Source organism: Rahnella victoriana (assembly GCF_004330295.1).
GTDB classification, from domain to species: domain Bacteria; phylum Pseudomonadota; class Gammaproteobacteria; order Enterobacterales; family Enterobacteriaceae; genus Rahnella; species Rahnella victoriana.
Genome location: NZ_SJOJ01000033.1, coordinates 1 through 24,697, shown reverse-complemented (window position 1 = coordinate 24,697; position 24,697 = coordinate 1). Strand labels below are relative to the sequence as shown.

Genomic DNA, 24,697 nt, shown 5'->3' with positions numbered 1-24,697 from the left:
TAAGATATTCACATATGCTCTAAATAAATGAACTTGCATCAAGGCAGCAAGTGCGCGAGTCCCGATGAGCTTACACAGGTAAGTGATTCGGGCGAGCAAGCGCAGCTAACGCCGGGGCAAGTTCAGTTATGACGAGCATTATTTTGTGACGTCAGCACCAAACCACTTTTCAGAGATTTTGGCGAGCGAGCCATCTTTCTGCATTTCAGCAATCGCTTTGTTGATCGCGGCCAGCAGTTCCGGGTTGTCTTTACGAATTGCCACGCCAGATTCCAGACGGGAGAACGGTGCACCCGCCACGGCTAAGGTATCACCGGTTTTCTTCACCAGATCCAGCGCCGCCAGACGGTCAACCAGAATCGCGTTGATACGGCCTACGCGCAGATCCTGATATTTAGTCGGGTCATCATCATAAGTACGGATGTCGACGCCCTGCACGTTTTCACGCAGCCATTGCTCGTAGTTACTGCCCAGACCCACACCGACTTTTTTGCCTTTCAGATCTTCAGGTTTGGTGATGGTGCCTTCCTGACCTTTTTTGGTCAGCGCCTGAATACCGGAAACGGTGTACGGGGTGGAGAAATCGTATTTTTTCGCACGCTCAGGGGAGATGGTCACCTGATTGATCACCACATCAATGCGTTTGGATTCCAGCGACGCCAGCATGCCGTCCCATTTGGTCGGTTGCAGTTTCGCTTTCACGCCCATGTGCTGCGCCAGCGCATCAGCGAATTCCACTTCGAAACCGGTCAGCTTGCCGTCTTCACCCTGGAAACTGAACGGAGGATACGTCCCTTCCAGCCCGACGATCAGCGTGCCGCGATCTTTAACTTTTTTCAGTAACCCTTCATCAGCAAACGTATTGCTGACCATGCCTGCCGTCAGCGTGACCGCAACAGCACCCAGAAGTAAACGACGACGCAGTGTAGAAAAACCCATATTCACCTCAGTTATTGTTAGTTATAGAACGTTATATCCCCTACGAATTTGCGCACAGTAGCACCCGCCGCGCCAGTTATCAGGAATATAATTCTATAATCTTAGCTCAAAAAAGCATAAGCATAGTGTGAGCCATTAAACGTGCGGATGATACGCAAACAGTGCCGGGGCACCGCCGGTATGAATGAACAGGATCGGGCCTTCATCCGGGAATAATCCGCGTTCGATGCCATCCAGCAACCCCGCCATCGCCTTGCCGGTGTACACCGGATCCAGCAACATCGCTTCCTGTTCCGCCAGCAGTTTCACCGCCGCCATGCCCGCGTCATTCGGTTCACCGTAGCGCGGCGCAAAATAGTCATCCCATAAAATCACCGGCGGCACTTTCTCATCGAGCTGGAGTGCGCTGGCCACTTCTTTCGCAATGGCCTCCACTTTCGGACGCTGATCGCCTGCGCTGCGTGACACTGTCACGCCGATCAGTTGCGTGTCCGGCATTAAGTGACGTAAGGCGACCGCAAGACCGGCGTGAGTACCGGCACTGCCCGATGCCACCACCACGGCGCTGAAATCGACAAAACTGGCGGAAGATTGCTCGGCAATTTCCAGCGCGCACTGCACGTAACCCAGTGCGCCCAGGGCATTGGAGCCGCCCACCGGCACCACGTACGGACGGAAACCCTGTGCTTCCAGACGTTCGGCCTGCTCTGCCAGCTGCGCCATCGGATCATGAAGGGCATCGCACATCACCACTTCCACATTAAATAAATCCAGCAGCAGGCGGTTACCGTTGGTCAGGTAATTAGCCTCGGTGGTGCCGATCGGGTTTTCCAGCAGCGCCACACATTTCAGGCCCAGTTTGGCCGCCACGGCAGCGGTCTGGCGAACATGGTTTGACTGGATAGCGCCCGCCGTCACCAGCGTATCGGCCCCTTCTGCCAGCGCGGCAGCGGCGAGATATTCCAGTTTGCGCAGCTTATTGCCGCCCATCGCCAGCGGCGTGATGTCATCGCGTTTGATGTAGATATCCCGTCCGACGGTTTCCGAAAGACGGTGCAGTTTTTCTAATGGCGTGGCGCTGCCTAATAAATCGAGACGATCAAAGGCTTCCAGCCGGGTTTTAAGCAAAGAAATTTTAGCAGGCACAATGTTCCCCTGACGCACAGCACAGGGCCGTACGAAGTCGTTATCGTTAAAGTAGGTATAATTTCAGAGACGGGTTATTAAGTAAGTATATAAAGAATTTATAGAAACTGCGGAGAGATTCAAGACAAAAAACAGGCCCCCGGAGGAGCCTGTTTGCGTTTTGTGTGTCAGTCTGTAAGAGCGCCGCTTACGCGGATTTCTGCCAGGCCAGATACTGATCGTATTTGCGCAAGGCAATACGGTAGTTGTCGTGGCCCGCCACCGGCAAATCACTGATGATCCGCTGGTGGATACTGTCCCCGGAAAGCTTATCCAGAGGATAGTTATTGGCAGAGAGAATTTCATCCAGACGGCGGAGGCGGACAACGTACTCGCGCACCGTGCTGTGATTCATTTCCGTCTGCTCAAACAGGTATTGCTTAAACGCCATGATGTCAAAATATGACGAATGGCTGTTACAGCTTATCTCACTGCAAAAACGACACAGTGCGGTCAGTTCCTGCGACAGGTTGTGCCACACGTCATCATCAATAGGCTGATCCATCTTGGCGATGGCCTCTTTATTGATGATTTGCCCGCGAAACACCAGTGCCATCCTGTCGAGTTCTTTCGCACACTGTGAGCAATGAGTCTGACTGTGTTTAAAATCTTTAAGATAACGGCTTAAAGGCCTTGTTTTGATTCCCGCTGGCATAAATTTATTCCTGATAAGGGATATAAAATGTATAACCGGCCAGGAAAAAGCGGATCAGTGGTCGTTTGCCAGGCGTGTTCGCAAACGCTTAATCGCCTGACTGTGGAGCTGGCTTACCCGGGATTCCCCGACATCCAGCACCGCCCCGATCTCTTTTAAATTCAACTCTTCCTGGTAGTAAAGCGTAAGTACCATCTTTTCCCGTTCTGGTAACGCATCGATAGCTTCCATCACCCGGTGGCGCAGATTGCCCTCCAACAGATGATGTAACGGGTTGGCCTCTTCGTGCCCTTCCATCAATGCCTCGGCAGTATCGCCGTGCTCTTCGCGCCATTCGTCATAAGAAAACAACTGGCTGCTGTTCGTATCCATTAATATCTGCCGGTATTCCTCGATGGGAATATCCAGCGCCTGCGCCACCTCTCCTTCACTCGGCGGTCGCCCTAATTTCTGTTCTGCGTTATGCATCGCCTGGGACACTTCACGCGCATTGCGTCTGACGCTGCGCGGCACCCAGTCGCGGCTACGCAACTCATCGAGCATTGCGCCACGAATGCGCTGAACGGCATAGGTCGTAAACGCCGTCCCCTGCATCGCATCAAAACGCTCAACCGCATTTAACAGGCCGATCCCGCCCGCTTGCAGTAGATCATCAAGCTCTACGCTGGCGGGAAGCCGCACCTGCAAACGCAGGGCTTCATGGCGCACGAGCGGAACATAGCGCTGCCACAAAGAATTTTTGTCTATCACGCCGTCGGCGGTATACAGATCGCTCACTGTCGTAACCTGGCAAATTGAGGGTCAGTATCATTTTGCCAGCGTTAAGCCCTGTTCAATCGGCTGAATAAGGCCAGAAAAGCGCGGTTATTTTGATTATGTCTCGCACATTCTGTTCCGGGACACCTGCGGACAACGCGAAAACGATTGCACAAAAAACCATCACAACATAAAGATTATCCTAAATTATACCAGCGAATGCGTTTCATTAATTGCAGAGAAAGGTAAATTTTGGTTAAAAAAAACCCCGCCGGAGCGGGGTTTGAGCTGTATGTAACCTGATTGCTTATATTGTCGGCAAAGACAATTATTGCAGCAGGGACAGAACAGACTGAGGAACCTGGTTTGCTTTGGAGAGTACAGAAGTACCCGCCTGCTGCAGGATCTGTGCTTTAGACATGGCAGAAACTTCAGTTGCGTAGTCAGCATCCTGAATACGGCTCTGTGCAGACTGCAGGTTGGTGGTGGTGTTCGCCAGGTTAGTGATAGCAGAATCGAAACGGTTCTGAATCGCACCCAGTGAAGAACGGAAATCATCAACCTTGCTGATTGCTGCGTCGATAGCTTCCAGCGGATCAGTAGTCTTTGCCGTTGGAACAGCTGTCAGAGTGTCTTTAGACAAATCAGCACCTGACAAATCTGCGCTTTTATACACTTTTGCATCCGAACCAGTACCAACAGTAACAACTTCAGTTTTACCGTCTAAACCACCTAATTCAACTTTAGCAGTCTGAGAAGTGCCAGTAGAATCTTTATAAGTTGCGGTTTTAACAGATACGTCACCAGTAGTTGCGTCTACATTTGCTGCATACAACTTACCATCGGTACCTTTCAGAGCATAAACGCCGGTATCTTTACCGTCTGCGTCCTGAAGTTTGTAAAGTGCCGCCCCGGTAATAGAAGCGGTGTTAGTGTCTGTACCGATAGAAACGGTAGCACCAGTAGCAGGAGCTGTGCTGTCTTCAACTGCTGCAGTAGCAGCGGTAATCGTTGTATTACCTGCACCTGGAGTCGCACCAATTGTTCCAAGTGTTGCAACACGAGCTGTACCTGCCGTGGCGTTTGCGGCTAGGGCTACTGAATAAACACCATCATCTGAGGTAGTACCCGTTACTGTGGCAAAAACATTCCCAGCGTCGTCTTTAGACAAGGTGTAAGAATTGGTGCCAGTGGTTGCAAAAGCAGCAACACTCGTGGCAATTGCAGCATCATTAATTGCCACTGTAGAGCCAGCGGTACCCAATGTAGTAATAGCTGTACCGGTAGTCAAAGTGGTTGGACTTTGGACGCTGAAGCCGCTCAGGCCTAAAGTTGATGAGTCAATTTTCTGCAGGTCGATATCGATAGTCTGGCCGTCGTTTGCGCCAACCTGGATAGACATAGTCTGGTTGGAAGCCAGTACTTTCACGCCGTTGAACTGAGTCTGACCCGATACACGGTCGATTTCAGACAGACGGGAGGTGATTTCGTCCTGGATTGATTTCAGGTCGGAATCAGAGTTGGTGCCGTTAGCAGCCTGAACAGACAGCTCACGAACACGCTGTAAGTTGTTGTTGATTTCGCTCAGTGAACCTTCAGTGGTCTGCGCAACGGAGATACCGTCGTTGGCGTTACGTGAAGCCTGAGTCAGACCATTGATGTTTGAAGTGAAGCGGTTAGCAATCGCCTGACCAGCAGCGTCATCTTTTGCGCTGTTGATACGCAGACCGGAGGACAGACGCTCGATAGCGGTGCTCAGTGCGGACTGGGATTTGTTCAGGTTGTTCTGAGTCATCAGAGACAGCGTGTTGGTATTGATAACTTGAGCCATGAGTGTATTCCTTCAAATCTGGTTAAGGGTTCGGGCTTATTGCCCACGGCGTTCATCACCGTCCAAACTTGTATCGGCGCTACACCCGCAACCTTTAGAATTATTTCTCAAAAAAGATCGATTTCTTACTTTGAGAATTACCCTTCCTTATACCGCCTATTCAGCCCATTACTTTTTGTTGCGATCTATTAAACTTTTTCTCCGTCGTGCCGATAGGGCTTAAAGACTCTTATACAACTTGTAAAGGATACATATGGCCACTGTCTCTTCATTAGGTATCGGCTCAGGCTTAGATTTATCCACCTTGCTGGATAACCTGACCACCGCAGAAAAAGCGCGTTTAACCCCGATCACTACAGCGCAAACCAGCTACAGCGCGAAGCTGACTGCTTATGGAACTTTGCAAAGTTCACTGCAGACATTTGCTGACGCCACTTCCGCCCTAAATAGCGCAGATGTTTACGCATCAACAACAGCAACCTCCAGCAACACGTCCGCATTTACTGCAACGACGGCGGCTGGCGCGGCATCAGGCAAATATACGGTAAACGTTACGCAACTGGCGCAGGCGCAAGTTTTGGTTTCCGGAACAGCGACTGATAGCAGTAGCGCGCTGGGCGAAACATCGACGTCAGGGACTCGCACCCTTTCCATCACTCAGGGCGATGGCAAGCCGGTCACGATTTCTCTGACCGATGCCCAGACGTCATTAGCCGGGATGCGCGATGCTATTAATGGCGCAGACGCCGGTGTAACCGCCAGCATTTTAAAAGTGTCCGACGGCAGCTATCAGCTGATCGTGTCTGCTGACGATACCGGAACAGATTCGCAAATGACCCTGAGCGTCACCGGCGATGACACGCTGAACGCGTTCATTGGTTATGATTCTGCAACCAACACAGGCGGCATGACGCAGAACGCTGAGGCGAAAAATGCTGAACTCAGCGTAAATGGCATTGCTCTTGAACGTCAGAGCAATGAAGTGACCGATGCTCCAGAAGGGGTGACGCTAAATCTGCTGGCAACCACTGACAGCGCCGCGACGCTGACTGTGAAGAAAGACACCAGCGATGCCAGCACCAAGATCCAGGCATTTGTGACCGCGTATAATGCATTGCAAACCACCTTCACAAATCTTACCAAATATACCGCGGTAGACAGTAACACCGACACACAAGACACCAGTAATGGCGCTCTGTTAGGTGACAGTGCCTTACGCACGATTCAGTCAAAGCTTAAGACTGCTGTAACCTCAGCATTTAATTCCAATGGAATTAGCTCACTCGCAAGCATTGGGATCACAACGGATCCTGATACGGGTAATCTTGAAGTCGACAGCGATAAACTCGATACAGCGCTGAGTAATAGCACCAGCGATGTTAAAACCATGCTGTTGGGTGATGGTAAAACAACCGGGGTTATCACAGGAATTAATAATCTCAACGTCACTTTCCTCGATACCGATAGCGGCACCATTGCGACAGCAAAAACAGCCGTTAATACCACACTGAAAAGCCTGACCGAGCAATACAACAAGGTCAACGACAGTATTAACACCACTATTGCCCGTTATAAAACGCAGTTCACAGCACTTGATGTGGCTATACAAAAGCTCAACAGCACCGCGGATTATCTGACGCAGCAGTTCGATGCAATGACAACTTCAAGTTCTAGTTCGTAAGGATAGCAAGCCCATGTATAACCCTAAAGGAACCGACGCCTACGCACAGGTAGGCCTGGAGAGTGGCGTGATGAGCGCCTCTCCGTATCAGCTGGTGACCATGTTATTTGACGGGGCGCGCAGCGCCCTGATCCGCGCACGTATTTTTATCCAACAGGGCAGTATTGCTGAGAAAGGCAAATCCCTGTCTATGGCGATCAACATTATCGACAGCGGATTAAAAGCGGGCCTGAGCCGTGAGAAAGGCGATCCTGAATTAGTGGATAACCTCGAGGCGCTCTACGCCTATATGGTCCGTCGTTTATTGCATGCCAATTTACACAACGATCAAGAGGCCATCACTGAGGTGCTGGCCTTGCTTGAAAACATCGCCGATGCCTGGCGGCAAATCGGCCCAAACTACCACCCGTCGCAGGACCAAAATAATGGATCAACATCAGTTTCTGGTTAATGAATATCAACTGATCCTGTCTTTAAGCGAGCAGATGTTGCGGCTGGCGAAAGAAGAAAAATGGGATGAGCTGGTTGAGCTCGAAGTCAGTTACGTGAAAGCAGTAGAAGCTACCACCCGTTTACCGATGTCAGAACAGACATCGATAATGATTCAGAATGATGTCCGCCGCTATTTGCGTATTATTCTGGAGAATGAGAACACCATTAAAACGTTATTACAGACGCGGATGAATAAACTCACCGAGCTGATTGGTCAGTCGTCCCGACAACAACAAGTGAATACGACTTACGGAAAAATTGACCTCCGTTCGATTGCCTTTGGTGATCGCCAATAATTATTAAAACTCTGTTTGTTAGACTTTTTTTCAATATTTCTTGTGCATATATAAGGTTTCAGGGGCAGAGAGCATCTGGCTACCAGGGCTGGTTCTCTCTGTCTTCTTCCGTGACTTACGCGTATTATCAGGCAACCTGTTTGTAATAGCATAAGCGGGAAATTTTATATCAGGCAGCAAACAACACGTTGCAGTCGTCTTTTTCGGGCATCATCAACATGGTTCGTAAAATAAAAGTGACGCCAGGGATAGGAACCATTTCACTGCTTATTCAGCATAGTGAACTTTTTATTCATGATGTTTATATCGATAAGCCACAATTGGTTCTCGTCCAGAATGGAAGCCTTTCAATTACTTTCCAGGAACAGCAGGTCACCCTGCAGGCTGGCGAAATGCTCGTGCTTAATAGCGGACAAACGCTGAGCCTGACGCACCATTTGTCTGAAAACGGCCCTTTCAGTTGCGCCATCATGGCCTGGGATCACCAGTTGCTGAGCGACGCCGGGCTGCATGCCACCGGCTTTAGCCCGCCGCTGATCACCGTTGATAACTTTCAGGTCATCCCGCATATTCCCGGCGCATTTAAGCAAAGTTTTACCGATACCCACAGCGCCATCCTCTGGCATCACGGCCTGCCCGCGCCCATTACCCGCCATCGCATGCTTGAACAATTACTCTGGTTATCCCAGCTTGGCGTGCGCTATTCCCTGCAGCACAGCGAGAGCGTCACCCAGCGCGTGCGTGAATTATTAATCAATAATTTGCATAAATCTTTTACCGCCGCAGAAGTCGCCGAACAGCTGATGATGAATGAAGTGATGCTGCGCAGACGGCTGGCGTCCGAAGATTGTGTACTGCGAAACCTGATGATTGACGTGCGGATGACCCATGCCCTGCGGTTGTTGCAATGCACCGATCTGGCGATTTCACATATCGCGCATCAGGTGGGTTATGAAAGTGGCTCACGTTTTGCCGAGCGTTTCCGGAAACGTTTTGGATTCGCCCCGACCGCCATCCGCGGGCATTTGCGCCCGCTTTCTGCGCCGGCACCCAGCACAAGCGATGAGATATAACAATTCCCGCCGAAATGCCACAATACAAAACTTTGAGTAACATCACACAATAATTGATTACCAGATGTTAACGGAATATCATACGCGCCAAAGAATAATCTGATGGTCAGGGGTTGGTTGTGCACGTTTGGTGGGAAGTAATTAAGACGATTTATTGGGGTGGGCTGGGCATCGCGGCGCTGGTTACCCTGTTAGTGAGCCGCGATACGATTAAAATAAGACTGTTAACCTCCGGCATTATCGGATTTACCTGGCCGATGAGCCTGCCCGTGGTTCTGCTCTTCTCGCTTTTCTGAACAACACCGCCCTTTCCGGGCATAAAAAAACCCGGCTATCACCGGGTTTTGCGTTCGGGCTGTGCTTATTTGCGCGTCTGCACCCAGAAGCCGTGGATCAGGCCAGGCAGATACCCACAAAGTGTCAGAATAATATTCAGTAAAAATGCGCCACCGAAACCGTTGCCGATCAGTACGCCTAATGGTGGTACCAGAATGGTAATCAATACTCTCCAGAATCCCATCGTCATTCTCCCTTTGGTTATCATTGTGTTAATGATAGTACGGCGCAACGACGGCGGACATCAGATGAACCTTAATTGATCAGTTCCAGCATCACCTCAACGTCACGCCGGGCTTTTTCCAGTATTTCAATATCGCCGCTGCGGTATTCGGCGTCCGTCAGCTGGTGGATCTGCCGCATCTGCCATCTCACCTGATTCTTCTGTTCTTCCGTCATACTGCGGCACATCACGATGATAAAATTGCGCAGCATCATCTGTTGCATGGCAGTTTCTTCGGCGTGCTTGTTGACCGACATAACCAAATCTATAACATGTTTTTCTGCCATTGCGGATCCCTGTTGGGGTAAGAGCGTCAGTAAAGCCAGACTAGCACGGGCTGACGGGCGTTAAAGCCGACAATTGACGAGAGTAAAGCCGCTATTTCTGCGTCTAGAATGTGAACGGACACGACCACTATGCCTTCCAGCCCTGCCCCAAATTCTATCGATACCGTTTTTCAGCGTCTGGCCGCGTCACCCTTTCGCCAGCGTTTTCATCTCGGCGCAAAAGAATATGCCTATTGTCAGGATAAAGGGCCGGATGCGGTGACTCAGCATGCCGCTGATTTTATTGCCGCCCGCCTCGCCCCGGCTGAACCAGCAAATGACGGCAAACAGACGCCGATGCGCGGCCATCCGGTGTTTATCGCCCAGCACGCGACCGCCACCTGTTGCCGTGGCTGTCTGGAAAAATGGCACAAGATTGCGGCGCACACCGCCATGACACAGGTGCAGCAGGACTACGTGGCAGAAGTGATTTTGCACTGGCTGCATCAGGAAATGCAACGCCCGGCACCGGCGGCTAAAGTGCGAAAACCTAAGAAAAAAACCGGTACAGAACCGGATGACGCACAACAGCTCAATCTGTTATAAGACGCACATCACAGTCGCCAAAAAATAAAGAGTGACAGTTATCACAAATTTTCCGAATATACATACCCAGAACCGATCGTACTCTATAATTTTAGAGAAATAAGAATTTTGCCATGGGCATCATTCAGCCCGGCCTTTGTTGTCTTTCTTTTGCAGTCTTTCGAATGTGCTTTCCAGGTGAAACGAGTTTTACACTTGTTGTCAGGAACATTGCCCGTATTGGGAAAAGGAGGATGCATGTCTGAGTATCATTATTTACTGGTAGGTGGAAGTCGCAACGGACAACGGCATGTTGATCAGCAACATCAGTTTTCGTTGTGCTTTTGGGAAGAGGCAGCACAGAACGCAGAACGCGAGTTTTATGGTAAGCGTAACGAACGTTACAAAGTGAATCCGGAAAAAGGCGCAGACGGTAACTGGTATCTCGTGGGCTATTGTGGAAATTGTTCCAAAATAAAAGCCGACGAACTGACCACCCAGGCGCTGACGAAACATGTTAAACCCCTGATGTAACCAGATGGTGTTTCAAAGCCATTTAACCCCGCCCTTGTTGCGGGGTTTTTGCTTTCTGTCACCGGCAAATGGTTCAGGCGGCCATGCCCTGAATATTGCGGGCGAAGAACGCCACCGTTCCCCCTATCGTGAAATGCGCCTCGTGATGGCCCAGTCTTCCCAGCGGCGCGATGCGCACGATTTCCCCTTCAAACTCGCCGTCCTGGATCCGGGTGATGGCCACATCAAGCTGGTAACTGGCCGGATGCACACCCACCGGAAACGTCAGCAATTTGACACGGTCGCCGACCTGAAAGCGGGTGAGCAACGGCAGAGGTGCCTGTTCGAACAGATCCTGATCCATATGTGACTCCTTGTTTTCCAGTGAGATTCATTAGAGGATAGAATAAGTTGTCGCGTCCTGCCGCATACCGGCGTGAAGCACTTCTCTCTTTGCGCATTATTTTTCAAAAACAGATTAACGAGGACCCGCCGTGAAAAAATTAACGCCACAACAGTGCATCATCCTGACCGGATTTACCGGCATTCTGCATGGTGAATTTGAGTGGTTTCACGAGGATTTAGAAAAGCGGCTGGGCCGTGAAGTCCAGACCTCAGAGCTGGGGTACCCGGAATTTATGCAAGCGTGTCGCGATTTGTATGAAGAAGACTTCAACAGCCTGATGCCGGACTAAACAAGAAGGCCGGGCAAACACCCCGTGTTTACCCGGCCCGATGCGCAAGCCATTTACATTGATACGCAGAGCATCAGGGTTTCACAATGCCACGGATAAAATGCTCGTTCACCCTGATCACATTTCCCGTTTCCACATTAATGACCTGATATTGCACTGGTTTAACCTCATCCAGTACAGCGATAACTTCGAACAAACCTGGTGTAAAAGTAAGCGTGACAAAAACGCCAACAGGATAGACTGCCATAATTTTATCCTTTCAATCATGATCTTATAATTAACTTCCTTTACCTCATTCACGATCCTAACTTTTTCATTAATCACGGTAAGTGACTTCATTGTATCCTTCACCACTTTGAATGAATGTTAAAGAAAAGAAAGAGGGATAACGTATAAATTGCTGCAACAAGGTAAAATTCAGACAACTCTGACAGACGTTCGGCGAACATAATTAATTTTTACACTCTTCTTACCTCTGCAAGGCTTTCCGGGGCTTCCGTCACGCCGCAATGCCTTGTTTTCGGCCCAATTTCGGTTAAGAATACATGTCCATTTTGTTGCATTGAGAGCCCACGCTGTGAGTGCCCAGATTTTTGAAACCGATGCCACCCACCCGCATTTAACCCGACTTATTGCAGAGCTGGATGCTTATCAATACCCTCTTTATCCGCCGGAATCGTTTCAGGGGATTAATATCACTGAACTGGATGAAGGGGAGATCACCTGTTTTATGGCAAGGGTGGATGACGACTGGGCCGGTTGCGCCTGTCTGTATATTACCCGGCAGGGAATAGCTGAAATGAAACGGGTTTACGTGAACCCGGTGTTTCGCGGGCAAGGTATCGCATCCCTGCTGATCGAGGCAATGGAAAAGAAACTGAAAGCCTTAGGACACAACGAGCTGTTTCTGGAAACCGGCGTTTTTCAGGAAAAAGCCATCACGCTGTACGAAAAGCTGGGCTATTCCCGCACGCAGGCGTTCGGTGATTACCAGCAGTCGCCGGATCCCCTGAGTGTCTATATGATGAAATCGGTGAAATAACCGGAGAAAAGCGCCCGGAGGCGTGAGGCGGATATCTCCATAACGCTGCCCTGTGACAGGGTTATGGAGATGCAAAAAGCCGTTACATCAGTACGTTACTTTTTGTAGCAGAGAGGTCATTCGACGGAATAACCCATTTTTTCAGTGTGATCATAAAGAACTCTTTCCCCTTGGTGATTTTCGCACCCCGGTCACCACACTCCAGCGCAAGCTTAAAAAACTCATCACTGTTAATACTAAAAGCCAGTTCTACTTTTTTTACCATACCGGAATTCAGCAGGTCTTCGGCTTCGTGCAAGGATTTGGCCTGAATGACTGACATACATACCTCGTGATAACGGACGGAAGTTGTCTTTGCCCGAACAGGTTATTTCACTTTTGTTTCGATATTATGACAGTCTCGTGAAGCTTAGGAATATTGCCATCAGTGCGCGCAAAAATTCCTCAAACCGTGCAGAGGATCACACTTACGTCAGACGGAAATACGGATCCGGCATCGGCGTATCCGGCAGGTGTGTCTGGTTGTTCATCTCGCGCAGATTGATTTCGATATTGGTGCACATGGCATCCATGGGCAAATGGTTATTGGCATAACCGAACGGCATTTCCAGTTCTTCCGCCAGCGTATCAAGTGACAGAAAACTATAGGAAATAAAGCCGGACACCAGCAATGTCATGTAATGCAAATCCACCACCAGCGCAAACGGCAGCAGGCTGCAAAACAGGTATACCGTGCGGTGCAGCAACAGCCCGTAGGCAAACGGGATCGGCATACTGACAATTCGCTCGCAACCGCCCACCACCTGCGAAAGCTGCAATAACGTCGTGTCCATATGGGTATAAACGATATCCGACAACTCCCCCGTCCGGCGTTTTTCCGCCAGCCATTGTGACAGCCGCAACTGCACCATGTTGGTCGGTGCGCGGCGCGAAAGAATATCTTCCGCATCTTCGCCCAGCAGACGCTCCAGATCCGGACGCGGATCGCTGTGCCGCAACTGATGTTTAAGGCTGTAACAAAACGCCAGCAGTAAGGTCGTCACCCGCTGCGCTTCGCCCGGACACACGGCCATCACCTGACTTTGCAAGGTACGGCAGGCAATCAGCAACCCGCCCCACAACTGCCGCGCTTCGGTGTAGCGCGAATAGGCCACACTGTTACGAAAGCCAAGGAAGATCGCGATAGACACACCGAGCAGGCTGAAAGGCGCGAGCGTCAGCTTAACGCCCAGCGTCTCATACCAGGGAAGGCTGAGAATGGCGGCAAGTGACATCAGTAAATTGAGGCTGAGACGGAACAGAATGCTGGGCAGCACAGAGCCATGCCAGGCGAACAAACGCAAGAACCAGTGACGTGGAGGACGGATTATCATTTTGTGCAGGTGCTTTATGCAGGTGAAGCGATTTTTTTTGCGATTCTGGCAAATAAACCTGCACATGCAAAGGACAATTTTGTGACACCGGTAACATTTATTTTGAAATCCGTCGTTCTTCGTTACACGGACATGTTCATCACATCCTGATACGCCGTCACCAGCTTGTTGCGGACCTGCACACCGAGTTGCAGTGAAATTGAGGATTTTTGCAGATCGACCATCACATCGTTCAGGCTGACGCCGGGAACGCCCATCTCCAGTTTTTCAGATTCCAGTTTTGCGTTGTTTTGCGTCTCACTGATCTTACCTAATGCCGCTTTTAATTCGCTGGCAAAACCGGCTTCAGAGGCGGTATCGGTCTTGGGTGCAGCGCCAGCCTGGATGGCTGTGGCCTGCATCTGCTGTAAAACGCTCTCAATGCCTTGAATTGACATGCTTTCTCCGTGTTTCGGGGTGTCGGTTAACAAAGGGCTTCTTTCATGGAATGACACCCTATCACATCAGTTTTTTCCTAAACGCGGTAATTGAACCTAAAAACCATGGCTTATCGGGCCATTAACTTTGCGTTACGCGGCAAATAATGGCTCACCTAGAAAATAGGCCTGCCTGTATGGAGGACTGAAAAATGTCACGCTTCAACGATTGCGCCACCTGGGAGTCTGTTTTGTTAAGAGACAACATGAACACCACCATTCAACAGCTAAATAGGGATCTTGTATGAGTTCCGCAATAGCCGGCGCAGAAAGCCCTCGAAGCGGTTTTACTGCGTTGCTTAATCGCCTGCGCGCCAACCCAAAAATTCCTATCGCCATCGCCGCTGCGGCCGCCGTGGCTATTGTTGTTGTCATGATGCTGTGGGCAAAGCAGCCTACCTATAAGGTGTTGTTTAGCAACCTCGGTGACCAGGATGGCGGCGCCATCGTCACGCAGCTTACCCAGATGAACATCCCTTATCAGTTTTCTGATAACGGCGGTGCTTTACTGATCCCGGCGGATAAAGTCTATGAAACCCGTCTGAAGCTGGCGGCGGCCGGTTTGCCGAAAGGTGGCGCGGTGGGCTTTGAGCTGATGGATCAGGAAAAATTCGGCATCAGCCAGTTCAGCGAGCAGATTAACTATCAGCGCGCGCTGGAAGGCGAACTTTCCCGCACCATCGAAACGCTGGGACCGGTGTCCAGCGCCCGTGTGCATTTAGCCATTCCAAAACCTTCTTTATTTGTCCGCGAACAGAAAAATCCTTCCGCGTCTGTGACCCTGAATCTGCAACCGGGTCGCGCGCTGGATGACGGTCAGATCAACGCCATCGTTTATATGGTGTCGAGCAGCGTATCCGGCTTACCGCCCGCTAACGTGACCGTGGTCGATCAGAGCGGACATCTGCTGACCCAGTCTGATAACAATGGCCGTGACCTTAACGCGTCTCAGCTGAAATACGCCAACGAAGTGGAAGGCCGTCTGCAACGCCGTATCGAATCCATTCTGCAACCGGTAGTGGGTAACGGGAACGTTCACGCCCAAATCACCGCGCAGATTGATTACGCCAGCCGCGAACAGACCGATGAGAACTACCAGCCAAACGGTTCGCCGGATAAAGCCGCGGTGCGTTCCCGTCAGCTGAGCACCAGCGATCAGATTGGCGGTTCAGCCGTCGGCGGTGTTCCGGGTGCGCTGAGCAACCAGCCGGCGCCGGCCGCGACGGCACCGGTGACCAATCCGCCAGCCGCCAATAATGCGAATAACGCCAACGGTGCGCAGAACCAGGCCGGTAACACCGCACAGAACAGCGCCACCAGCGCGAATTCAAACGTGCCGTCCAACCGCCGCCGTGATGAAACCACCAACTATGAAGTTGACCGTACGATCACCCATACCCAGCACAGTGCGGGCGCGGTACAGCGTCTGTCTGCGGCGGTGGTGGTTAACTATCAGGTCGGGACTGACGGTAAAGCCAAGCCGCTGACCGATGAGCAGTTGAAGAAAATTGATGATCTGGTACGCGAAGCGATGGGCTTCTCACAGGAACGTGGCGATACGCTGAACGTGGTGAATACACCGTTCAACGACGCGGCTGAAGATTCCGGTGAACTGCCATTCTGGAAACAACAGGCGTTCTTCGATCAGTTACTCAATGCAGGTCGCTGGTTACTGGTGCTGATTGTGGCCTGGCTGCTGTGGCGCAAGATGGTTCGTCCGATGCTGCGCAAACAGCAGGCGGAGAAAGATGCCGCCGCCGCTGCCGCCCTCGCTGCGTCCATGCCACAGCCTGAAGGCAGCAAGCCGGTCAAACTCAGCAATGACGAGCTGGAAAAACGTAAACGTTCACAACAGCGCGTCAGTGTTGAAGTTCAGACCCAACGTGTTCAGGAGCTGGCCGATAAGGATCCGCGTATCGTCGCCCTGGTTATCCGCCAATGGATGAGTAACGAACAATCATGACTATGACCGGAACCGAGAAAAGCGCCATTTTGATGATCACGCTGGGTGAAGACCGCGCAGTAGAGGTGTTCAAGCACCTCTCCCCGCGCGAGGTACAGCAAATCAGTGGCGCGATGGCGAATATCCATCAGATTTCCAACAAGCAACTGGCCGACGTGCTGAACGAGTTCGAAGACGAATCGGAGCAGTACGCCGCACTGAGCGTCAACACCAGCGAATATCTGCGTGCGGTTCTGACCAAAGCCCTCGGCGAGGAGCGTGCGTCAAGCCTGCTGGAAGACATTCTGGAATCTCGCGAAACCACCAGCGGGATGGAAACGCTCAACTTTATGGAACCGCAGATGGCGGCCGATCTTATCCGCGACGAGCATCCGCAGATTATCGCCACCATCCTGGTGCACCTCAAACGCGGTCAGGCGGCAGATATTCTGGCGCTGTTCGACGAGCGTCTGCGCAACGATGTCATGCTGCGTATCGCCACCTTCGGCGGTGTTCAGCCAGCGGCGCTGGCGGAACTGACCGAAGTGCTGAACAACCTGCTCGACGGTCAGAACCTCAAGCGCGCGAAGATGGGCGGTGTTCGTACTGCGGCGGAAATCATCAACCTGATGAAAACCCAGCAGGAAGAAGCGGTTATCGAAGCGGTGCGTGGTTACGACGGCGAACTGGCCCAAAAAATTATCGACGAGATGTTCCTGTTCGAAAACCTGGTGGATGTGGACGACCGCAGTATCCAGCGCCTGTTGCAGGAAATCGAAGGCGAATCGTTACTGGTGGCATTGAAAGGGGCGGAACAACCGCTGCGCGACAAGTTCCTGCGCAACATGTCCCAGCGTGCAGCCGATATCCTGCGCGACGACCTGGCAAACCGCGGGCCGATGCGTATGTCTCTGGTCGAGAACGAACAAAAAGCAATCCTGCAGACGGTTCGCCGTCTGGCAGAGTCTGGCGAAATGATGGTTGGCGGCGGCGAGGATTCTTATGTCTGATTCTGAACACCCGGCACCGGAAAAGAAAACCGCTGAAGAACGCCATGCGGAGCGTATTAACGCCCTGCCGTGGCAACCCTGGAGACCGGGCGATCTGACGGTGCCGGTCTTCGCCACCCCCGACGAACCTTTGCTGGCCGAAGGTGAGGAAGAGCAGGACGACGGGCAGCCCAAACTTCAGGTCGATCAGAATGAATTACTGAACCTGCAACGCCGTGCGGAACAGCAGGGTTTCCAGCAGGGTCAGGAAGCCGGTCAGAAACAAGGTTATGCCGCCGGTTTTCAGCAGGGGCTGGAAGCCGGTCAGCAACAGGGTTTGCAGGAAGGCCAGCATCAGCAGGCTGTACTGACAGAACACTGGCAGAACATGGTGACCGATTTCCAGCAAACGCTGGACGCGCTGGACAGCGTGATCGCCTCACGTCTGATGCAGATGGCGCTGACGGCGGCCAAACAGATTATTGGTCAGGCGCCGATTTGTGACGGTTCAGCCCTGCTCAACCAGATCCAACAGCTGATCCAGCAGGAGCCGATGTTCAAAGGCAAACCGCAACTGCGCGTTAACCCGGCGGATTTCGAGCGTGTAGAACAACAACTCGGTGCCAGCCTGAGCATGAACGGCTGGCGTCTGCTGGCTGACAGCCAGATCCACAGCGGCGGTTGTAAAGTCAGCGCCGAAGACGGCGACATGGATGCGTCGCTGGCCACCCGCTGGCATGAGCTGTGCCGTCTCGCGGCACCGGGAGATCTCTGATGACCGCCCGCCTGAGCCGCCTGCTGAAAACGCTGGATGATGCGGAAAAGCGGATGTTGCGCACGCCGTCCGTGCGCCGTTACGGCCGTCTGACCCGTGCGACAGGTCTGGTGCTGGAAGCCACCGGTTTGCAGCTTCCGCTGGGCGCGACCTGTCTCATCGAGCGCCATGACGGGCCGGTAGTGCAGGAAGTCGAAAGTGAAGTGGTCGGTTTCAACGGCCAGAGCCTGTTCCTGATGCCACTGGAAGAAGTGGAAGGGATTTTGCCGGGCGCGCGGGTGTATGCCCGTATCGCCGCCGATGGCCAGACCGCCGGTAAACAATTGCCGCTCGGCCCGCAGTTGCTCGGCCGTGTGCTCGACGGCAGCGCCAAACCGCTCGATGGTTTACCGCCCCCGGACACCGGTTACCGCGCCGCGCTTATTACGCCGCCGTTTAACCCGCTGCAACGGACCCCGATCACCGATGTGCTGGATGTCGGCGTGCGCGCCATTAACGCCCTGCTCACCGTCGGTCGCGGCCAGCGTATGGGCCTGTTCGCCGGTTCCGGCGTGGGTAAATCCGTCCTGCTCGGCATGATGGCGCGTTACACCAAAGCCGACGTGATCGTGGTCGGGCTGATTGGCGAACGTGGCCGTGAAGTGAAAGATTTTATCGAGAACATTTTAGGTGACGAAGGTCGCGCCCGTTCCGTGGTCATCGCGGCACCGGCTGACGTGTCGCCCCTTTTGCGTATGCAGGGTGCGGCTTACGCCACGCGTATCGCCGAAGATTTCCGCGATCGCGGTCAGCACGTGTTGCTGATCATGGATTCCCTGACCCGTTACGCCATGGCACAGCGTGAAATCGCCCTGGCGATCGGTGAGCCACCGGCCACCAAAGGCTATCCGCCTTCCGTCTTTGCCAAACTGCCTGCGCTGGTTGAACGCGCGGGTAACGGCATCAGCGGCGGCGGCTCGATCACCGCGTTTTATACCGTGCTGACCGAAGGCGATGACCAGCAGGATCCGATTGCTGACTCCGCCCGCGCCATCCTTGACGGTCACGTGGTGTTGTCCCGCCGGTTAGCCGAATCAGGGCATTATCCGGCCATCGATATTGAAGCGTCGATCAGCCGTGCCATGACCTCGCTTATCGACGACGCGCAGTACGGGCGCGTACGTCAATTTAAACAACTGTTGTCCAGCTACCAGCGCAACCGTGATCTGGTGAGCGTCGGCGCTTACGCCGCAGGCAGTGACCCGATGCTGGATCGCGCCATTAAGCTGTATCCGCAGATGGAGAACTTCCTGCAGCAGGACATCATGGAACGCAGCACTTACGAAGACGCCTGTCTGGAACTGAACATGTTGCTCCCGGGCTAATAACTGAAGGAAAGTCGAATGGAAAGCTCGTCACCATTGATCACCCTTTGTTCTCTGGCGCAAAAAGCGCTGGATCAGGCCACCAGTCATCTGGGCCAGATCAGGCAGTCGCACCATCAGGCGCAGGAACAGCTGACCATGCTGCTCAATTATCAGCGCGAGTACCGGGAAAAACTCAATTCCACCATGACTGACGGAATTGCAGCCAATACCTGGCAGAACTATCAGCAGTTTATCGGCACGCTGGAAGTGGCCATTGACCAGCACCGTAAACAGTTACAACAGTGGGATCAGCGGCTGAATGCGGCCGTCAACCAGTGGCAGGACAAGCAGCAGCGGCTGAATGCGTATCAGACGCTGCAAACCCGTGCCAGCGAGCAGCAACGTTCTCTGGAAAACAAGCTTGATCAAAAACAGAACGATGAGTTCGCCCAGCGCAGCGCACACAGGAAGAAACAACCATGAATCTGAACATTTTGCCTGCTGCCGTGACCACGGCAAAAACCACCGCCAGCGCGGCGACGGGCACGACGTCTTCTGCCACGTCAGCCACCGACCTGTCGACAATCGGTGAATCAACGACGGCATCGGCCACCACTCCCGCGACCTCAGATTTCGCCAGCCAGTTAGAAGCCCAGCTCGGCGCAAAACTGGATCCGAAACTGACCAGCACATTAGCCAAACTCGGCCAGCAGATCACCGCCAAAGGCGAAACCGTGGATAAAGCCACGCTGACGCAGGCGGTGGAAGTCGGTGAAAAAGACGGCAGTCTGATGCTCGATGACTCAGACCTGAGCAAAATGATCGCCGCCATTCAGATCCTGCCCAACGGCAGCCTGAAAGGCGCTGACGCGGCGGCGGTAAAAAATACCGCGCTGAGTGATAAAGACAAAGACAGCAAAACTGACGATACCAGTGCCCTGCCGATCCAGGCGTTGTTCGCGCAACTGGCCGCTCAGCAGCAACCGGCACAGCAGATCCAGACTGCCTCTGCCGTGGCGACACAAACGACCTCTGACGGCGCGACCGGCAGTGATAAGAAAAGCACACTGCTGGCCGGACTGACGGCCTCCTCGTTGCTGACCGGTGATGATAAAACGGCAGCGGTGACGGATACCGATCCGAAAGCCGCCGCTGCGGCCTCCGGCAATGCCGCCGCGAATTCCGCGCAGCACGCCGCCAGTAAAGCCGCCGCCACCGACACCCCTGATTTCAGCAGTGCGCTGGCATCAATGAGTGCCGCGACGGGGAATGCCGCCGCGTTGCAGCAAACCGACAGCCGCACGCTGGATAACAGCACACAGGCACTCAGTCAGCTGAATACCGCAGCGGTCGCCGTGTCTTCTGCGCCGGTGTCCACCACACCGACCACCACCAGCGCCGTGACTGCGCCATCAACGCCGTTACTGAATGCGCAGCTGGGCACGCCGGAATGGCAGCAACAGCTCGGTCAGCAGGTATTAATGTTCAACCGTCAGGGACAACAGACCGCTCAGCTGCGTCTGCACCCTGAAGATCTGGGTTCCATCCAGATCAGCATGAAAATCGAAAACAACCAGGCGCAGCTGCACTTTGTGTCCGGTCACAGCGGCGTGCGTTCCGCGATTGAAGCCGCCATGCCGGAGCTTAAAACCGCACTGGCCGATAACGGCATCAGTCTGGGTCAGAGCAGCGTCGGCAGCGACAGTTCGCAGTGGCAACAGGCGCAGCAGCAAAGCGGACAGTCCGGTTCGCAGCAAGGCAGCGCAGCAAGCTGGGCAGCCTTTAATTCCGGTAACAACGTCTCCGCCAGTGACGCCCTGCCGGTACCGGCCTCTCTCGCTTCTCGGGTCAGCGGCAACAACAGCGTGGATATTTTCGCCTGACCACGGGTGAACAAATGTGCATCAACGCTGGCTAAATTGTTTCAGATAATTGCAGACGGTCAGTTCTCCCTTAATTCAAACGGCAGAGCTGACCTTATTTACCCCGCCTATTCTGACTATTGAACAACGGGATAAGCGGGATAATCATTCTCAGAATTGACTCAGCAGAAGGGTGCTCCTCACGCCACTCTGCGCATACTTACAGGAAATCGCCTCATCCATGTCTGACTCTGCTCTCTCGGCGTCGCGTAAGAAAAAGCGGCCGTTAATGATGATTCTGCTGTTACTCATTGCCATCGGAGCCTGTGGTGCGGCCGGTTACGCCTGGTGGATGTTGCACAAGCAACAATCCGGAAATGGAACACAAACAGCAGAAGTGAAAAAGAATGAACCGCCTGCCGCGCCGATTTTCCTGGCGCTGGATACCTTCACCGTTAACCTGCAAACGCCGGATAACGATCCGGACCGCGTGCTGTACATCGGCCTGACCCTGCGCCTGCCGGATGAAACAAACCGGGCTACGCTGACAGAATACCTGCCAGAAGTTCGCAGCCGTCTGCTGTTGCTGCTGTCCCGTCAGAAAACGACGGATCTCGCCAGCGAAGCCGGTAAACAACAACTGGTGCAGGACATCAAACAGGTTCTGGACGCGCCACTGGTCAAAGGTCAGCCCCCACAGGTGATCAACGACGTGCTTTTCACTGCTTTCATACTGCGATAAACAAATTATGGGCGACAGCATACTTTCACAGGCCGAGATCGACGCGCTGCTCAATGGCGACAGTGACAGTGCAAGCGACACTGACGCTGCTGCAAAGACCGCCGCGTCTGATGACGGTGTAAAACCTTTTGACCCCACGACGCAACGTCGCGTTGTTCGTGAGCGGTTGCAGGCGCTTGAAATCATTAACGAGCGTTTTGCCCGTCATTTCCGCATGGGGCTGTTCAACCTGTTGCGCCGCAGCCCCGACATCACCGTAGGGCCGATTAAAATCCAGCCTTACCATGAGTTTGCCCGTAACCTGCCGGTGCCAACCAACCTGAACCTAATCCACCTGAAGCCTTTGCGCGGTACGGCGCTGTTTGTGTTCGCACCGAGCCTGGTCTTCATCGCCGTGGATAACCTGTTCGGCGGCGATGGCCGTTTCCCGACCAAAGTCGAAGGACGCGAATTTACCCATACCGAACAGCGGGTGATTAAACGCATGCTCACGCTGGCACTCGATGCCTACGAAGATGCCTGGAGCGGCGTTTACAAGCTGAGCGTGGAATATGTGCGTGCGGAATTACAGATCAAGTTCACCAACATCACCTCTTCGCCGAACGATATCGTGGTCACCACGCCGTTCCACGTGGAAATCGGTGCGCTGAGCGGTGACTTCAACATCTGTATTCCGTTCAGCATGATTGAACCGTTACGCGAGTTACTGACCAATCCGCCGGTCGAGAACTCCCGTCATGAAGAAAGTCAGTGGCGCGAAAACCTGGTCAGTCAGGTTCAGCAGTCAGAGCTGGAACTGGTGGCGAATTTCGTCGAAATCCCGCTGCGTTTGTCTCAGATCCTGAAACTGCAACCGGGCGATGTCCTGCCGATTGAAAAGCCGGATCGTCTGATTGCCCACGTCGATGGCGTTCCGGTACTGACCAGTCAGTACGGCACCCTAAACGAACAATACGCCCTGCGCGTTGAACATTTGATCAACCCAATTTTAAATTCTCTAGATGAGGAACAGCCCCATGAGTGACACTAATAAACCGTCTGACGCCGGATCGGATAACGTTGACGATTTATGGGCTGATGCGTTTAACGAACAACAATCTGCGGGCGGCGCCAAGACGTCCACCGACGGTGTGTTCGCCGCGCTGGGTGCCCAGGACGGAACCGGCAGTTTGCAGGATATCGACATGATCCTCGATATTCCGGTGAAACTGACCGTGGAATTAGGCCGCACGAAAATGACCATCAAAGAACTGCTGCGTCTTTCGCAGGGTTCCGTGGTGGCGCTGGACGGTCTGGCCGGTGAGCCGCTGGATATCCTGATCAACGGTTACCTGATTGCTCAGGGTGAAGTGGTGGTGGTCGCCGATAAATACGGCGTGCGCATCACTGACATCATCACGCCGTCCGAACGTATGCGTCGTCTGAGCCGCTGATGAGCCAGAATGCCGCGACGGATTCTCCGTACATTTCCGGCCCGGCAAACCATGCCACCACGCAGGCTGCGCCTCAGGCCATGCCTGCCGGTTCCGTGCTGACGCAGGTCAGTACCGTGCTGGGCGGCATTCTGCTGCTGATCCTGTTTATCGGCTGGATCGTGAAGCGCGCCGGTTTCGCACCGCAATCGAAACATAACAAACTGCTGAAAGTGTCCGCCAGTGTTCAGGTCGGTCGCAGCGAAAAAGTGGTGATCGTGGAAGTCGAAAATACCTGGCTGGTGCTGGGCGTGACGGCACACAACATCACCCCGCTGCACACCCTGAGCGCACCTCCGGCTGAACAACCGCCTGAATCAGGCCATCCGAATCACGCGCCCGCTGATTTCCGTCAGCTGATGCAGAAAATGTTGAAACGTCCGGGAAAGCAGGCATGACTCAGTCCGTCGTGAAGAAAGTAATCAACTCCGCCCTTACCGTTTGCCTGCCGCTGCTGCTGTTCATCAGCCCTTCGGCGTTAGCACAACTGCCGGGGATCATCAGCCAGCAGATGTCTAACGGGGCACAAAACTGGTCACTGCCGATCCAGACGCTGGTGTTTATCACCACGCTGACGCTGTTACCGGCGATGCTGCTGATGTGTACCAGTTTTACCCGCATCATTATCGTACTGGGTTTGCTGCGAAACGCGCTGGGAACGCCTTCCGCGCCGCCAAACCAGGTGCTGCTCGGCCTGGGGCTGTTTCTGACCTTCTTCGTGATGGCACCGGTTTTCGACAAGATTTACAGCGATGCCTACCAGCCGTTTTCTGAAAACAAAATCACCATGCAGGAAGCGATGGACAAAGGCGCGCAGCCGTTACGCCAGTTTATGCTGCGTCAGACCCGTGAAAGCGACCTTGCACTGTATGCGCGGCTGGCCAACATCCCGCCACTGGCCGGGCCGGAAGCCGTACCGATGCGTATTTTGCTGCCCGCTTACGTCACCAGCGAGCTGAAAACCGCGTTCCAGATTGGCTTCACCGTATTCATCCCGTTCATGATTATCGACCTGGTGGTCGCCAGCGTCCTGATGGCACTGGGGATGATGATGGTGCCACCGGCGACCATCTCACTGCCGTCGTGGACATCGTTCCTGATCCGCGTCTATGCCTGGATTGGCATTCTCAAAGACAACGGCGTGCTGAATAA

32 protein-coding genes are annotated in these 24,697 nt (G+C 53.2%); 20 read left to right on the top strand and 12 right to left on the bottom strand.

Going from position 1 to position 24,697, the window contains the following annotated elements:
* Nucleotides 1–138 precede the first annotated feature (138 nt).
* The 5 genes from tcyJ to EYY67_RS21745 all read right to left on the bottom strand — a co-directional run bounded on the left by tcyJ (nucleotide 139) and on the right by EYY67_RS21745 (nucleotide 5,366).
* Nucleotides 139–939 (bottom strand): cystine ABC transporter substrate-binding protein, encoded by an 801-nt coding sequence (gene tcyJ / locus EYY67_RS21765; RefSeq protein ID WP_095922216.1) that lies wholly within the window; start codon nucleotides 937–939, stop codon nucleotides 139–141.
* Nucleotides 940–1,074: 135 nt separating this feature from the next.
* Nucleotides 1,075–2,085 carry a D-cysteine desulfhydrase gene (locus EYY67_RS21760; RefSeq protein WP_131694374.1) on the bottom strand — a complete coding sequence of 337 codons (1,011 nt, stop codon included), beginning with the start codon at nucleotides 2,083–2,085 and terminating at the stop codon, nucleotides 1,075–1,077.
* A 187-nt stretch (nucleotides 2,086–2,272) separates the two neighbouring features.
* Nucleotides 2,273–2,779 carry a flagella biosynthesis regulatory protein FliZ gene (gene fliZ, locus EYY67_RS21755; RefSeq protein WP_095922218.1) on the bottom strand — a complete coding sequence of 169 codons (507 nt, stop codon included), beginning with the start codon at nucleotides 2,777–2,779 and terminating at the stop codon, nucleotides 2,273–2,275.
* A 54-nt stretch (nucleotides 2,780–2,833) separates the two neighbouring features.
* Complete coding sequence (locus EYY67_RS21750) at nucleotides 2,834–3,556, bottom strand: RNA polymerase sigma factor FliA (protein WP_095922219.1); 723 nt, start codon at nucleotides 3,554–3,556, stop codon at nucleotides 2,834–2,836.
* Nucleotides 3,557–3,863: 307 nt separating this feature from the next.
* Nucleotides 3,864–5,366 carry a flagellin N-terminal helical domain-containing protein gene (locus EYY67_RS21745; protein WP_131694373.1) on the bottom strand — a complete coding sequence of 501 codons (1,503 nt, stop codon included), beginning with the start codon at nucleotides 5,364–5,366 and terminating at the stop codon, nucleotides 3,864–3,866.
* Nucleotides 5,367–5,619: 253 nt separating this feature from the next.
* On the opposite strand from EYY67_RS21745, the gene fliD reads away from it, so the two are divergent.
* The 5 genes from fliD (at nucleotide 5,620) to EYY67_RS21720 (ending at nucleotide 9,204) form a co-directional block, all read left to right on the top strand.
* Nucleotides 5,620–7,047: a flagellar filament capping protein FliD gene (fliD, locus tag EYY67_RS21740; RefSeq protein WP_131694372.1), complete on the top strand. Its 1,428-nt coding sequence runs from the start codon at nucleotides 5,620–5,622 to the stop codon at nucleotides 7,045–7,047.
* 13 nt (nucleotides 7,048–7,060) lie between these two features.
* Entirely contained in the window at nucleotides 7,061–7,498 is a 438-nt protein-coding gene (fliS, locus tag EYY67_RS21735; protein ID WP_131694371.1) for a flagellar export chaperone FliS, read from the top strand.
* Complete coding sequence (gene fliT / locus EYY67_RS21730; protein WP_095922223.1) at nucleotides 7,473–7,835, top strand: flagella biosynthesis regulatory protein FliT; 363 nt, start codon at nucleotides 7,473–7,475, stop codon at nucleotides 7,833–7,835. The genes fliS and fliT overlap by 26 nt, the downstream gene beginning before the upstream one ends.
* Before the next feature lie 392 nt (nucleotides 7,836–8,227).
* Nucleotides 8,228–8,908, top strand: coding sequence for a helix-turn-helix transcriptional regulator (locus tag EYY67_RS21725; RefSeq protein WP_229921048.1), 681 nt, complete (start codon nucleotides 8,228–8,230; stop codon nucleotides 8,906–8,908).
* A 119-nt stretch (nucleotides 8,909–9,027) separates the two neighbouring features.
* Complete coding sequence (locus EYY67_RS21720; RefSeq protein ID WP_095922224.1) at nucleotides 9,028–9,204, top strand: GhoT/OrtT family toxin; 177 nt, start codon at nucleotides 9,028–9,030, stop codon at nucleotides 9,202–9,204.
* A gap of 65 nt (nucleotides 9,205–9,269) precedes the next feature.
* Here the strand turns inward: EYY67_RS21720 and EYY67_RS21715 are convergent, their stop codons facing one another.
* Nucleotides 9,270–9,428, bottom strand: coding sequence for a YqaE/Pmp3 family membrane protein (locus EYY67_RS21715; protein WP_015690040.1), 159 nt, complete (start codon nucleotides 9,426–9,428; stop codon nucleotides 9,270–9,272).
* 71 nt (nucleotides 9,429–9,499) lie between these two features.
* On the bottom strand, nucleotides 9,500–9,754 hold the full coding sequence (locus tag EYY67_RS21710) for a hypothetical protein (protein ID WP_095922225.1): 255 nt from the start codon (nucleotides 9,752–9,754) through the stop codon (nucleotides 9,500–9,502).
* A gap of 129 nt (nucleotides 9,755–9,883) precedes the next feature.
* Here EYY67_RS21710 and EYY67_RS21705 point away from each other — a divergent pair, with 129 nt between their 5' ends.
* Nucleotides 9,884–10,339 (top strand): DUF4186 domain-containing protein, encoded by a 456-nt coding sequence (locus EYY67_RS21705; protein WP_095922226.1) that lies wholly within the window; start codon nucleotides 9,884–9,886, stop codon nucleotides 10,337–10,339.
* A gap of 237 nt (nucleotides 10,340–10,576) precedes the next feature.
* Complete coding sequence (locus EYY67_RS21700; protein WP_095922227.1) at nucleotides 10,577–10,852, top strand: hypothetical protein; 276 nt, start codon at nucleotides 10,577–10,579, stop codon at nucleotides 10,850–10,852.
* A 73-nt stretch (nucleotides 10,853–10,925) separates the two neighbouring features.
* Here EYY67_RS21700 and EYY67_RS21695 read toward each other — a convergent pair whose 3' ends face one another.
* Nucleotides 10,926–11,195, bottom strand: a complete 270-nt coding sequence (locus EYY67_RS21695) for a hypothetical protein (RefSeq protein ID WP_095922228.1) — start codon at nucleotides 11,193–11,195, stop codon at nucleotides 10,926–10,928.
* Nucleotides 11,196–11,325: 130 nt separating this feature from the next.
* Between EYY67_RS21695 and EYY67_RS21690 the strand changes: the two genes are divergently transcribed.
* The gene (locus EYY67_RS21690) at nucleotides 11,326–11,526 is read left to right on the top strand and encodes a DUF7736 domain-containing protein (protein WP_095922229.1); all 201 of its coding nucleotides are present in this window, start codon (nucleotides 11,326–11,328) and stop codon (nucleotides 11,524–11,526) included.
* 73 nt (nucleotides 11,527–11,599) lie between these two features.
* On the opposite strand, the gene EYY67_RS24550 is transcribed toward EYY67_RS21690, so the two are convergent.
* Nucleotides 11,600–11,773, bottom strand: a complete 174-nt coding sequence (locus tag EYY67_RS24550; RefSeq protein ID WP_162928640.1) for a hypothetical protein — start codon at nucleotides 11,771–11,773, stop codon at nucleotides 11,600–11,602.
* A 330-nt stretch (nucleotides 11,774–12,103) separates the two neighbouring features.
* On the opposite strand from EYY67_RS24550, the gene EYY67_RS21685 reads away from it, so the two are divergent.
* Nucleotides 12,104–12,568 carry a GNAT family N-acetyltransferase gene (locus EYY67_RS21685; RefSeq protein ID WP_095922230.1) on the top strand — a complete coding sequence of 155 codons (465 nt, stop codon included), beginning with the start codon at nucleotides 12,104–12,106 and terminating at the stop codon, nucleotides 12,566–12,568.
* An 82-nt stretch (nucleotides 12,569–12,650) separates the two neighbouring features.
* Here EYY67_RS21685 and EYY67_RS21680 read toward each other — a convergent pair whose 3' ends face one another.
* The 3 genes from EYY67_RS21680 to fliE form a co-directional block, all read right to left on the bottom strand.
* Entirely contained in the window at nucleotides 12,651–12,890 is a 240-nt protein-coding gene (locus EYY67_RS21680) for a hypothetical protein (RefSeq protein ID WP_095922231.1), read from the bottom strand.
* A 145-nt stretch (nucleotides 12,891–13,035) separates the two neighbouring features.
* On the bottom strand, nucleotides 13,036–13,941 hold the full coding sequence (locus EYY67_RS21675; protein ID WP_095922232.1) for a bestrophin family protein: 906 nt from the start codon (nucleotides 13,939–13,941) through the stop codon (nucleotides 13,036–13,038).
* A 122-nt stretch (nucleotides 13,942–14,063) separates the two neighbouring features.
* Entirely contained in the window at nucleotides 14,064–14,378 is a 315-nt protein-coding gene (gene fliE / locus EYY67_RS21670; RefSeq protein ID WP_095922233.1) for a flagellar hook-basal body complex protein FliE, read from the bottom strand.
* 283 nt (nucleotides 14,379–14,661) lie between these two features.
* Here fliE and fliF point away from each other — a divergent pair, with 283 nt between their 5' ends.
* The 11 genes from fliF to fliP all read left to right on the top strand — a co-directional run.
* Complete coding sequence (gene fliF, locus EYY67_RS21665) at nucleotides 14,662–16,380, top strand: flagellar basal-body MS-ring/collar protein FliF (protein WP_095922234.1); 1,719 nt, start codon at nucleotides 14,662–14,664, stop codon at nucleotides 16,378–16,380.
* The gene (fliG, locus tag EYY67_RS21660; RefSeq protein WP_095922235.1) at nucleotides 16,377–17,369 is read left to right on the top strand and encodes a flagellar motor switch protein FliG; all 993 of its coding nucleotides are present in this window, start codon (nucleotides 16,377–16,379) and stop codon (nucleotides 17,367–17,369) included. Before fliF ends, fliG begins: the two co-directional genes overlap by 4 nt.
* A complete protein-coding gene (gene fliH / locus EYY67_RS21655; protein WP_119825005.1) occupies nucleotides 17,362–18,123 on the top strand; it encodes a flagellar assembly protein FliH in 762 nt (253 codons plus the stop codon). Before fliG ends, fliH begins: the two co-directional genes overlap by 8 nt.
* A complete protein-coding gene (fliI, locus tag EYY67_RS21650; RefSeq protein ID WP_095922237.1) occupies nucleotides 18,123–19,487 on the top strand; it encodes a flagellar protein export ATPase FliI in 1,365 nt (454 codons plus the stop codon). The genes fliH and fliI overlap by 1 nt, the downstream gene beginning before the upstream one ends.
* Before the next feature lie 18 nt (nucleotides 19,488–19,505).
* Nucleotides 19,506–19,952, top strand: a complete 447-nt coding sequence (gene fliJ / locus EYY67_RS21645) for a flagellar export protein FliJ (RefSeq protein ID WP_095922238.1) — start codon at nucleotides 19,506–19,508, stop codon at nucleotides 19,950–19,952.
* Nucleotides 19,949–21,352, top strand: a complete 1,404-nt coding sequence (locus tag EYY67_RS21640; RefSeq protein ID WP_131694369.1) for a flagellar hook-length control protein FliK — start codon at nucleotides 19,949–19,951, stop codon at nucleotides 21,350–21,352. The genes fliJ and EYY67_RS21640 overlap by 4 nt, the downstream gene beginning before the upstream one ends.
* A 220-nt stretch (nucleotides 21,353–21,572) precedes the next feature.
* The gene (gene fliL, locus EYY67_RS21635) at nucleotides 21,573–22,073 is read left to right on the top strand and encodes a flagellar basal body-associated protein FliL (RefSeq protein WP_095922240.1); all 501 of its coding nucleotides are present in this window, start codon (nucleotides 21,573–21,575) and stop codon (nucleotides 22,071–22,073) included.
* 7 nt (nucleotides 22,074–22,080) lie between these two features.
* Complete coding sequence (gene fliM, locus EYY67_RS21630) at nucleotides 22,081–23,097, top strand: flagellar motor switch protein FliM (RefSeq protein ID WP_095922241.1); 1,017 nt, start codon at nucleotides 22,081–22,083, stop codon at nucleotides 23,095–23,097.
* Nucleotides 23,090–23,506, top strand: coding sequence for a flagellar motor switch protein FliN (fliN, locus tag EYY67_RS21625; protein ID WP_095922242.1), 417 nt, complete (start codon nucleotides 23,090–23,092; stop codon nucleotides 23,504–23,506). Before fliM ends, fliN begins: the two co-directional genes overlap by 8 nt.
* Nucleotides 23,506–23,943 (top strand): flagellar biosynthetic protein FliO, encoded by a 438-nt coding sequence (gene fliO, locus EYY67_RS21620; protein ID WP_095922243.1) that lies wholly within the window; start codon nucleotides 23,506–23,508, stop codon nucleotides 23,941–23,943. The genes fliN and fliO overlap by 1 nt, the downstream gene beginning before the upstream one ends.
* Nucleotides 23,940–24,697 (top strand): flagellar type III secretion system pore protein FliP (gene fliP / locus EYY67_RS21615; protein ID WP_242675627.1); only part of this gene is annotated, 758 nt, incomplete at its 3' end. The genes fliO and fliP, both read left to right, overlap by 4 nt.